This window comes from Streptomyces sp. SID13666 (assembly GCF_010548325.1).
GTDB lineage: Bacteria > Actinomycetota > Actinomycetes > Streptomycetales > Streptomycetaceae > Actinacidiphila > Actinacidiphila fildesensis.
The window spans coordinates 118880-130360 of sequence record NZ_JAAGLX010000024.1 but is presented as its reverse complement, the minus strand read 5'-3'; the positions used below and the strand labels follow the sequence as shown (position 1 = coordinate 130360).

Annotated in this window: 7 protein-coding genes; 5 read left to right on the top strand and 2 right to left on the bottom strand. The window is 68.6% G+C overall.

Annotated features, from left to right (window positions below):
- Positions 1-193: 193 nt before the first annotated feature.
- Positions 194-2932 (bottom strand): transglycosylase domain-containing protein, encoded by a 2739-nt coding sequence (locus tag G3I60_RS27090; RefSeq protein WP_164607820.1) that lies wholly within the window; start codon positions 2930-2932, stop codon positions 194-196.
- Between the two features lie 381 nt (positions 2933-3313).
- On the opposite strand from G3I60_RS27090, the gene G3I60_RS27085 reads away from it, so the two are divergent.
- The 4 genes from G3I60_RS27085 to G3I60_RS44680 all read left to right on the top strand — a co-directional run bounded on the left by G3I60_RS27085 (position 3314) and on the right by G3I60_RS44680 (position 7338).
- Entirely contained in the window at positions 3314-3964 is a 651-nt protein-coding gene (locus G3I60_RS27085) for a PadR family transcriptional regulator (protein ID WP_164295679.1), read from the top strand.
- A 20-nt stretch (positions 3965-3984) separates the two neighbouring features.
- Complete coding sequence (locus G3I60_RS27080) at positions 3985-5064, top strand: inositol-3-phosphate synthase (RefSeq protein WP_138351159.1); 1080 nt, start codon at positions 3985-3987, stop codon at positions 5062-5064.
- 147 nt (positions 5065-5211) lie between these two features.
- Positions 5212-6501: an MFS transporter gene (locus G3I60_RS27075; protein ID WP_138351160.1), complete on the top strand. Its 1290-nt coding sequence runs from the start codon at positions 5212-5214 to the stop codon at positions 6499-6501.
- A 48-nt stretch (positions 6502-6549) separates the two neighbouring features.
- On the top strand, positions 6550-7338 hold the full coding sequence (locus G3I60_RS44680; RefSeq protein ID WP_203673914.1) for a hypothetical protein: 789 nt from the start codon (positions 6550-6552) through the stop codon (positions 7336-7338).
- A 142-nt stretch (positions 7339-7480) separates the two neighbouring features.
- On the opposite strand, the gene G3I60_RS27065 is transcribed toward G3I60_RS44680, so the two are convergent.
- On the bottom strand, positions 7481-8896 hold the full coding sequence (locus G3I60_RS27065) for a CCA tRNA nucleotidyltransferase (RefSeq protein ID WP_138351161.1): 1416 nt from the start codon (positions 8894-8896) through the stop codon (positions 7481-7483).
- 145 nt (positions 8897-9041) lie between these two features.
- Here G3I60_RS27065 and G3I60_RS27060 point away from each other — a divergent pair, with 145 nt between their 5' ends.
- A complete protein-coding gene (locus tag G3I60_RS27060) occupies positions 9042-11441 on the top strand; it encodes a DUF6049 family protein (protein WP_343241449.1) in 2400 nt (799 codons plus the stop codon).
- The last annotated feature ends 40 nt before the right edge of the window (positions 11442-11481 follow it).

The following is an 11481-nucleotide window of genomic DNA, read 5'->3' as shown; positions in this document are numbered from 1 at the left end:
GCGGCCCGCCGATGACCTCGCTGGCGGATGCGGCCAGCGGATCCTCGTCGGTCGGCGGCACGAGGGCCTCCAGCTGGTCGTCTTCGCGCACGCTCGTCATGCCGGACATCCTGCCGCATGGCCCCGGAAGGCAGGAGGCCGCGGAGGGCATTGGCCCTCCGCGGCCCCGGCCGCACTGCTGACGGCTCATCCGTCAGTCGGAGAAACCGTTGTTGTTCCCACCGCCGCCGTTGTTGCGGGGCGGGGTGGTCGAGGGCGTGGGCGAGGTGCTGCCGCCACCACCGGGTGTGTGGTTGCACGGCGGCCAGTCGAGCGGCCCGCAGGACGTCGGCGGCGTACCGCTCGGCGTGTTCGACGGCGACGTGGGCGGCGTCGTCGTGGGCGTCGTCGGAGGCTTGGTCGTCGACGGGGTCTGGCTGGGCGTCGTCTGCGACGGCGTGGGCGTCGGGCTGGTGCCCGGCGCGTACATCACCTCGCCGGGATCGCTCGACGGCTCGTTGAAGGTCTGCTTCGGGGTGCCCTTGAGGGCCTCGGTCATGTAGTCGTGCCAGATCTGCGCCGGGAACGAATTACCGTGCATCTTCGCCTTGCCGGCGGTCCCGTACATCGACAGGAAGGTCTTCTTGCTGGCCTCGGCCTTGTCGTCCAGTCGCCACATACCGATCGAGGTCGACAGCGCCGGCGTGTAGCCGATGAACCAGGCCGACTTGTTGTCGTCGGTGGTACCGGTCTTGCCCGCGGCCTCGCGGCCGTCGTCGAGCTTCGCCGGCTCGCCGGTGCCCTTCTGGACCACGCCCTGCAGCACGTTGGTGACGGTGTCGGCCACGTTCGTCTCGAAGGCGACCTTCGACTTCTTCTCGTGCTTGTAGATCTGTCCGCTCTTGTCCGACACGCTGGTGACCGAGTACGGGTCGTTCTGCGTGCCGTTCGCGGCGAACGTCGCGTACGCCCCGGCCATCCGGATCGCGCTGGGCGACGAGGTGCCGATCGAGTACGTGACGCTGTTCTTGTAGTCGTTCAGACCGTTCGACGAGGAGGGCCGCAGACCCGCCGCGATCGCGGCGTCATGCACCTTGTCGGTGCCCACGTTCATACCGAGCTGGACGTAGGGGGAGTTCATCGACTTTTCCATGGCCTCGCGCAGCGTGACCTTCGCCTCGGACTCGCCGTCGTCGTTCGGCTGGGTCCACTCGTCGCCCTTGTTGTCGTGCCAGGGCTTGCCGTCGTAGGTGTTGATCTTCAGGTCGTTCTTACCGCTGAAGATGCTCTTCGGCGAGACCTTGGTGCGCTCGTCGTCACCTTGCTCCGGCCCCCCCTTGGGGTCACGCGATCCGTGCGTCATCGCGGCCGCCAGGACGAACGGCTTGAAGGTGGACCCGACCTGCGCGCCGGTCTCGTCGGCGTTGTTGGTGAAGTGCTGCGTCGCGTCGGTACCGCCGTAGATGGCGATGATCGCGCCGTCCTTGGGGTTGATCGAGGCGCCACCGAACTGCACGAACTTGTCGACGAACCCGCCGTCCTTGTCCAGGGTGGTGTTCTTCCCCGAGGTGTCCTTGCGGGTGTCCGGCTTCAGGTTCTTGTCGCGGACCGCCTTGATCGACGCCTCCAGCTCCGCCACCTTCTTCTTGTTGAAGGTGGTGTGGATCTGGTAGCCGCCCTTGGTCAGCATGTCGGCCGTGACGTTGGTGTTGCTGGTGACGTAGGACTTGGCCAGCCCCACCAGATAGCCGATCTGCCCGGCCATCTGCGCGTTCTTCTTCACCGGGCCCGGCATCGGGTACGCCGTGTACTTCGCGCGATCCGCGGGCTCCAGGCGGCCGTCCTTGACCTCCTCGTCAAGGATCCACTTCCAGCGGTCCATGGACCGTGCCTTGTTGGCCTCGGGGGTGGCGTGCTGGTCGATGTCCACCGCACCGGCCGGGTCGAAGTACGTCGGGCCCTTGAGCAGCGCGGCAAGGAACGCGCACTGGCTCGGGTTGAGCTTGTCGGAGTCGACCCCGAAGTACGTCCGGGCCGCGGCCTGGATCCCGTAGGCACCCCGCCCGTAGTAGGAGGTGTTGAGGTAGCCGGCCATGATGTCCGGCTTCCTCACACTGGCGCCGACCTTTATCGAGATGAACAGTTCCTTGAACTTACGAGTGATCGTCTGCGACTGGTCGAGCCGGGAGTTCTTGACGTACTGCTGGGTGATCGTCGAACCACCCTGCACCTCACCGCCGGTGGCCATGTTCTTCAGGGCTCGCGCGATACCCATGGGGTCGACGCCGCTGTCGCCCTCGAAGCTCTTGTTCTCCGCGGAGATGACCGCGTTCTGCATCGCCTTCGGGATCGCCTCGATGGGCACGATCTGGCGGTTGATCTCCCCGCCGGTCGCGATCATCGGGGTGTTGTCGTCCCAGTAGTAGACGTTGTTCTGCGCGGTGGCGGCCAGGTTCACGTTCGGGACCTTCACCATCGCGTACGCGATGCCCGCGATACCGACCAGCGTGCCGAGGAACGCGATGGTCAGCGACGTGACCTGCTTCCAGGACGGCATCCAGTGGCGCCAGCCGGTCTTGCCCCAGCGCGGATAGTCGATGAAGCGCTTCTTCGGGGGACGGCCGGGACCACTGCCACTGCCGCTGCCGCTGCCACCACCGCCGGTCCTGCGGCGCCCGCCGCCACCGGAACCGCCCGCGCCTTCCGCGACACCCGCGCCCTCGGCGGCGGTCGCCGCACGGCGGCGACCGCCCTGCGAAGCACGGCGAGCAGCCGCGCGGCCGGGATAGGAAGGCCCGTCACCGGCGGATCCGCCCGATGACGGTCCCTGGGACGGCGGGTTTGCGGCGCGCCGGCCACCGGACGGCGGCGGCGGTTGCTGCTGCGCTCCGCGCCGGGCGGCTGCGCGGCCGCCGCCGGGCGACTGCGGCGACTTGCGACGGTGATCGCTCATGAACAGCTACTCCTAGAACAGGCGGGATCGCCTGAAGGCGGCAATGAATATCCGTGGGTCCCCCTGAGTGCGGCAGTGTCAGGCCGCACTGCACCCAGGACCAAGACGCTCACGCGCGTCACAGGGTTCCCGGTGCTCTGCATGGCGAACAGAGTACGCAGGCTCAAAAGCCCTGTGACACCAACCTTCATCACATAACGGGCGGCTGGGCCTTCACAGGTTTCCCGATGTGACACCGGTCACCGCGGGCCGCCTTGCCAGATAGATCAAGCCGTTCTATCGTCGCGATGTATCGACTCGATACATCGAGTCGGCACAAGCACCACCACACACCGGGGCGGACCCGGGTTCAGCGGTGGCCAGGACGGAGAGGCGGGGGCAGTGAGCAAGCGCTCCGGGATCCTCGAATTCGCTGTTCTCGGCCTGCTGCGCGAATCCCCGATGCACGGTTACGAGCTGCGCAAGCGGCTCAACACCTCGCTCGGTGTGTTCCGCGCGTTCAGCTACGGCAGCCTTTATCCCTGCCTGAAGACGCTGGTCGCCCAGGGCTGGTTGATCGAGGAGACGGTTCCGGACGTGGATCCGCTGGCCGCTCCCCTCGTCGGCCGCCGGGCGAAGATCGTCTACCGGCTGACCACGGCGGGCAAGGAGCACTTCGAGGAGCTCCTCGCCCACTCAGGGCCGGACGCATGGGAGGACGAGCACTTCGCGGCTCGTTTCGCCTTCTTCGGCCAGACGTCACGGGACGTTCGGATGCGCGTCCTCGAGGGGCGGCGCAGCCGCCTCGAGGAACGCCTGGACAAGATGCGCGCCTCGTTGGTGCGCACCCGTGAGCGGCTCGACGACTACACGCTCGAGCTGCAACGGCACGGCATGGAATCGGTGGAGCGCGAGGTCCGCTGGCTCAACGAGCTGATCGAGACCGAGCGCAACGGGCGCACCACGCGCCCGTCGGCCGAGCAGGACGACAACACACAAGACCGCAACACTCAAGAACATGGCGGCCAACCCGGAGACCGGGGAACCGCGTGACGATTACACAGGGAGCAACCGTGGGTTCGGTTCGCGTAGCCATTGTTGGCGTGGGCAACTGCGCCGCGTCGCTGGTGCAGGGTGTCGAGTACTACAAGGACGCCGACCCGAACGGCCGCGTGCCTGGCCTCATGCACGTGCAGTTCGGTGACTACCACGTGCGTGACGTCGAGTTCGTGGCCGCCTTCGATGTCGACGCGAAGAAGGTCGGCCTCGACCTCGCGGACGCCATCGGCGCCAGCGAGAACAACACGATCAAGATCTGCGACGTTCCGCAGAGCGGTGTCACCGTCGAGCGCGGTCACACCCACGACGGTCTCGGCAAGTACTACCGCGAGACCATCGAGGAGTCGGACGCGGCCCCGGTCGACATCGTCAAGATCCTCAAGGACCGTCAGGTCGACGTTCTCGTCTGCTACCTGCCCGTCGGCTCCGAGGTCGCTGCGAAGTTCTACGCGCAGTGCGCCATCGACGCCAAGGTCGCGTTCGTCAACGCCCTCCCGGTCTTCATCGCCGGCACCAAGGAGTGGGCGGACAAGTTCACCGAGGCCGGTGTGCCGATCGTCGGTGACGACATCAAGTCGCAGGTCGGCGCCACGATCACGCACCGTGTGATGGCGAAGCTCTTCGAGGACCGCGGTGTCCTGCTGGAGCGCACCATGCAGCTGAACGTCGGCGGCAACATGGACTTCAAGAACATGCTGGAGCGCGACCGCCTCGAGTCGAAGAAGATCTCGAAGACGCAGGCCGTCACCTCGCAGATCGACCGCGACCTGGGTGCCGACAACGTGCACATCGGCCCGTCGGACTACGTGGCGTGGCTCGACGACCGCAAGTGGGCGTTCGTCCGCCTCGAGGGCCGCGCCTTCGGTGACGTCCCGCTGAGCCTGGAGTACAAGCTCGAGGTCTGGGACTCCCCGAACTCGGCCGGCGTCATCATCGACGCGGTGCGTGCCGCGAAGATCGCCCTGGACCGCGGCATCGGTGGCCCGATCCTCTCGGCGTCCTCGTACTTCATGAAGTCCCCGCCGGTGCAGTACTTCGACGACGAGGCCCGCGACAACGTCGAGAAGTTCATCAAGGGCGAGGTCGAGCGCTGAGCCCAGCCGGCTCTGGCTCACCGGTCGATCGGCACGTAACCGCCGATCGCCATTGATCGCCGCTGAACCGCCGATCACGCACGACGCGTAACCGTCAGGCCCCGGGTGGTGCACCCGGGGCCTGACGCGTCATGTGAGGCTGTGCCCATGGCTGTTGTGCGCGATCTCCGCGTACTGCTGCGGCTGCGCGACTTCCGGCGGCTGCTCGCGGTGCGCCTGCTGTCCCAACTGTCCGACGGCGTCTTCCAGGTCGCGCTCGCCACGTACGTCGTGTTCTCGCCCGAGAAGCAGGCGTCCCCCGCCGCCATCGCCTCCGCGATGGCCGTGCTCCTGCTGCCGTACTCGCTGCTGGGGCCGTTCACCGGGGTGCTGCTGGACCGCTGGCGGCGCCGCCAGGTCCTGCTGTACTGCAACCTGCTGCGCGCGGTGCTGTCCTGCGGCACGGCCGCGCTGATCCTGGCGCATGTCCCGGACTGGCTGTTCTATCTGTCGGCGCTGTCCGTCACCGCCGTCAACCGCTTCGTCCTGGCCGGGCTGTCGGCCGCGCTGCCGCGCGTCGTGGACCGGGAGCGGCTCGTGATGGCCAACTCGCTGTCGCCGACAGCGGGAACGCTGGCCGCGACGGCCGGCGGCGGCCTCGCCTTCCTCGTCCACCTCGGCCTCGCCAAGGGCGCCGGAGCCGACGCGACCGTGGTGCTGCTCGCCGCGTTCGTCTACCTCTGCGCGGGCCTGGCCGCCCTCGCCCTGGACCGCGACCTCCTCGGCCCCGACCCGGACCTCGTCCAACCACGCCTCGGCACAGCGCTGACCGGCACCGTGCACGGCCTCGCGGAGGGGCTGCGCCATCTGCGCAGCCGCCCGGCCGCGGTGCGGGCCATGGCCGCCATGACCGCCCTGCGCTTCTGTTACGGCGCACTCACCGTCGTCCTGCTGATGCTGTGCCGCTACGCCTGGAACACCGCGTCGGACCGGCCGGGCGACGACGGCAGCGGTGGGCTGGCCCTGCTCGGACTCGCGGTGGGGGTCTCGGGTGCGGGCTTCTTCGCCGCCGCCGTCGTCACGCCCTGGGCCACCGCCCGCTTCGGCACCGCCGGCTGGATCACGGTCTGCGCCGGGTCCGCCGCCGTGCTTCTCCCGCCGCTGGCCCTGCCGTTCGACCCCGCGCCCATGCTGGTGGCCGCCTTCGCCCTGGGCATCTGCACCCAGGGCGCCAAGATCGCCACCGACACCGTCGTCCAGTCCTCGGTCGACGACGCGTACCGGGGACGGGTCTTCTCGCTCTACGACGTGGCCTTCAACGTCGCCTTCGTCGGCGCCGCGGCGGTCGCCGCCCTGATGCTTCCGCCGGACGGCCGGTCCGCTCTGCTGATCGCCCTACTGGCCCTGCTGTACGCGGTGGTGGCCCTGGCGATGCTCCGTGTCAGGGGTCTCCAGTAGTGTTCGCCCGTTCTTACGTCGCTCATACATCCCATTCGGGGGACACCCATGACCACTTCACCGCCACCGCAGTACCAGCAGGGCGGCAACCCGTACGGGCAGCCGCAGCCGCCCCAGGGCGGGAACCCGTACGGCCAGCCGCAACCGCCGCAGGGCGGCAACCCGTTCGGGCAGCAGGGGGCGCAGCCGTATCCCCAGCAGGGAGCCCAGCCCGGCGCGTGCACCTTCTGCGGTGGCTACCCCGCAGTCCACGCCACGGTCCGCGGTCACCAGGGCTTCCTGGTCATCATGCGATTCCTCAAGTTGAAGGCCAACTACTGCCGCTCCTGCGGCATAGCCACGCACCGCGACATGACCACCAAGACCCTGTGGCAGGGCTGGTGGGGCATCGCCTCGTTCGTCATCACGCCGGTCACCCTGCTCATCAACCTGGGCGCACGCGGCAAGTTCAACAAGCTCCCCGCGCCCACCGGCGGCTGGGGACCGCCCCGCGAGCCCGGAAAGCCGATCTTCGGGCGGGTGGGTGCCTACGGCGTCCTGGTCCCGCTCATCGTGATCGCCGCGATCATCGGGGTGAACGCGCTCGACAAGAGCGCCAGCACGGCCGCCGTCGGCGACTGCATGCACCGAGGTAGCACCAGCAACACCAACCCGGACCTGGAGGTCGTCTCCTGCACGGACGCCAAGGCGCAGTACAAGGTGCTGGCGGTGATTAGTGGCACGTACGGCAGCACCGAGGCCGGAGAGAAGTGCTCGGCGGCAGCACCGGACTTCCGCTACCAGTACACCGAGTCCGGTAGCGGCAGCGACTTCCTGCTCTGCCTGAAGGACAAGTAGTCCCACCTGGTCCCACCCGGTTCACGGACGCACGCAGGGGCGATGTTCCACGTGGAACATCGCCCCTCTCGCTGTCCGGGCCTATCCGGGCCTATCCGGGCCGTGCCATGTTCCACGTGGAACATCGCATCCGCCGGAGCGGTCAGCCCTGCGTCGCCCACCACTCCTTGAGTGCGGCGATCGCGTCCTCCTCGGCCATCGGGCCGTTCTCCAGCCGCAGCTCCAGCAGGAACTGGTAGGCCTTGCCGATCACCGGACCGGGCGGGACATCCAGGATCTGCATGATCTGGTTGCCGTCCAGGTCCGGGCGGATCGAATCGAGCTCCTCCCGCTCCTGGAGCTCGCCGATCCGCTCCTCCAGCCCGTCATAGGTACGGGAGAGTGCCGCCGCCTTGCGCTTGTTCCGTGTCGTGCAGTCGGACCGGGTGAGCTTGTGCAGCCGGCCCAGCAGCGGGCCCGCGTCCCGCACGTAACGCCGGACGGCGGAGTCCGTCCACTCCCCGGTGCCGTACCCGTGGAACCGCAGATGCAGCTCGACGAGCCTCGCGACGTCCTTGATCATGTCGTTGGGGTACTTGAGCTTGGCCATCCTGGACTTGGTCATCTTCGCGCCCACCACCTCGTGGTGGTGGAAGGAGACCCGGCCGTCGGACTCGAAGCGCCGGGTCCGCGGCTTTCCGATGTCGTGCAGCAGCGCGGCCAGCCGCAGCACCAGGTCGGGGCCGTCCGTCTCCAGGTCGATGGCCTGCTCCAGGACGGTCAGCGAGTGCTCGTAGACGTCCTTGTGCCGGTGGTGTTCGTCACGCTCCAGGCGCAGCGCCGAGAGCTCCGGCAGTACCCGCTCCGCCAGCCCGGTGTCGACCAGCAGCCGCAGACCCTTGCGCGGGTTGTCCGAGAGGATGAGCTTGTTCAGCTCGTCCCGCACCCGCTCCGCCGAGACGATCTCGATACGGTCCGCCATCGCCGTCATCGCGGCGACGACCTCGGGAGCGACCTCGAAGTCCAGCTGGGCCGCGAAGCGCGCGGCGCGCATCATCCGCAGCGGGTCGTCGGAGAAGGAGTCCTCCGGCGTACCGGGAGTGCGCAGCAGCCGTCCGGCCAGGTCGTCGAGGCCGCCGTACGGGTCGACGAAGACGCTTCCCGGCAGCGCGACGGCCATCGCGTTGACCGTGAAATCGCGGCGGACCAGATCCTCCTCGATGGTGTCGCCGTAGGAGACCTCGGGCTTGCGGGAGGTCCGGTCGTACGCCTCGGACCGGTAGGTGGTGACTTCGACCTGGAAGCCGTCCTTCATGCACCCGACGGTGCCGAAGGCGATACCGACCTCCCACACGGCCTCCGCCCAGGGCCGGATGATCTTCAGCACCTGTTCCGGGCGGGCGTCGGTCGTAAAGTCCAGGTCGTTGCCGAGCCTGCCGAGCAGGGTGTCACGGACCGAGCCGCCGACGAGGGCGAGCTTGAAGCCGGCTTCCTGGAAGCGGCGGCCGAGGTCTTCGGCGACCGGCGCGACCGTGTGAGGGGCCTGCTGGATCTGGGGGTCATTGTTGGCATTCGGCACAACGTAAAAGGGTACGTGGCCGCGAGCCTCCTGGCCTCCGCGTTATGTGCCCGGTCCACATGGAGCAGTCCGCAGCACTTTGCCTCTCGCCCGATCGTTAACATGCCAGGACGCACATCCGATTGACGACAGGACGGGCAAACGAGTGGGCGAGGCGGCACAGTCACCCGGTACACCCACGGCTCGTCCGCGGCGGCTACGCCGCGCGGCCGCGCTGATCGCCGGGGCGTCGCTCTTCGCGGGCCTGCTGCAGGTGCACGCCGCACCCGCCTCCTACGCCGCCTCGGCCGGTACCGGATCACGGACCGCCCAGGTGTCCCTGGAATCCGTGGACCCGGTCACCCCGGCCAAGGACGGCACGATCACCGTCGAGGGCACCGTCACCAACACCGGACGGGCCACGATCACCCATGCCGAGGCCGGACTGCGGGTCTCCTCCAGCAGCCCGCTGACCAGCCGCAGCGCGATCAGCTCCGCCGCCGCACGCACCGGGAGCACCGGGGACGACGGCAGCCTGATCACCGAGCACACGGCCAAGCTGGCGGACATCCCGTCCGGCGCGAGCAGCGCCTTCTCCCTGAAGGTGCCCGTGAGCGCCCTGGAGCTGGGTACTGACGGCGTCTACCAGCTGGGAGTCACCCTCAACGGCCAGACCGCCGACGAGGCCTACAACCACGTCCTGGGGATCCAGCGGACGTTTCTCCCCTGGTATGCGAAGGGTGAGGCCAAGCCGACCCAGTTCACTTTCCTGTGGCCGCTGGCCGACCGGCCGCATCTGGCGGTGCGCAGCGACACCGACGACCAGCAGAGCCCGATCTTCCTGGACGACGACCTCGCGGCGGATCTCGCCCCCGGCGGCCGGCTGCAGGAGCTGGTGGAGCTGGGCAAGACCCTGCCGATCACCTGGGTCGTCGATCCGGACCTGCTCGCCACCGTCGACTTCATGACCCGTAGCTACCGGGTACTGGGTCCGGACGGGGACGTCGCGCACACCACGCCGGGCACGGGCACCGAGAACGCCAAGCAGTGGCTCAACGACCTGAAGTCCGCGACCGCCGGCCATGAGGTGGTGTCGCTGCCCTTCGGCGACACCGACATCGCCTCGATCGCCCATCACGGCAAGGACGTCCCCGCGACCCTCGGCCACCTCAAGACGGCCACGGATCTGGGGGTCAGGACCGTCGACACGATCCTCGGCCTGGAACCGACCTCCAATGTGGCCTGGCCGGCCGACGGCGCCGTCGATCCGTCGATCGTGGACATCGCCACCGCCGGCGGCGCCGACAAGCTGATCGCGCGCAGCGACAGCTTCGGAGAGACCGGCTCGCTCGACTACACCCCGACGTCCGCCCGGCCGATCAGCGGCGGCACCACGGCGGTGGTCAGCGACGCCGTGCTCTCCAAGGCGTTCACGGGCGACATGACGAGCGCCTCGGCGTCGACCCTCGCGGTCCAGGAGTTCCTCTCCCAGACCCTGATGATCACCATGCAGGCGCCGACCAAGCAGCGCAGCATCGTCGTCGCGCCGCAGCGCATGCCCACCGCGTCCCAGGCCCAGGAGATGGCCCAGGGCATCGCCGCGGTCGGCCACAGCCCCTGGGCGCAGACCATCAGCTTCGACGCGGCCACCAAGGCGCCCGCGGACCCGGCCGCCAACCACAAGGTGCCCGGCACCTCCGCGTACCCCGACTACCTGCGCAAGCAGGAGATCAGCACCAGCGCGTTCCAGGACATCCAGCGGACGCAGGGCCAGCTCAACGGATTCACGGTGATCCTCAGCCGCAAGGACCGGGTCACCGTCCCCTTCACCGCGGCGGTCCTGCGCTCGATGTCCAACGCCTGGCGCGGCGACCCCATCGGCGCCTCGCTGTTCCGTAACTCCATCGGGTCCTACCTCACCGACCTCATGGGCTCGGTGCACATCCTGGACAAGACCAACCTGACGCTGTCCGGGCGCAGTGCCACGATCCCGGTCACCGTGAAGAACGAACTCGGGCAGGCCGTCACCGGTCTGGAACTGCGGCTCACCTCCAGCGCGCAGATCCGGCTGGACGTCGGCGACCCCCAGCCGGTCACCGTCGAGGGCGGCCACACCCGCTCGCTGAAGTTCCCCACCAAGGCGGGCGCGAACGGCCTGGCACAGGTGACCGCCCAGCTCTACACCAAGGACGGCGTCAAGTACGGCGATCCGATCTCGTTCAACGTCAAGGTCACCTCGATCACCGACACCGTGATGCTGGTGATCGCCGGCGGCCTGCTGCTCCTCGCGCTGGCCGGCGTGAAGATGTACAACCAGCGCAAGCGCAAGGCGGCCGCCGGAGCGGGTGGCACCGATGCCGACGGGGACGACGACGGCGACGCGGCCGGTGACGGCGACGACGGCACTGACGGGGCCGATGGTGCGGACGGTACGGGCGGTGCGGACGGCTTGGAGGAGAGCGACGGTGCGGTCGGCGCCGGAGCCGGGCAGCCGGGTGACCCGGCTCCGGACACCGCCCCGGAAAACACGGACCCGTCCCCGCCGGGTGAGAAGGTGGACCGATAGCCAGGCCGGGTCTCGACAGCGGACAATCAATAAGGTGGGG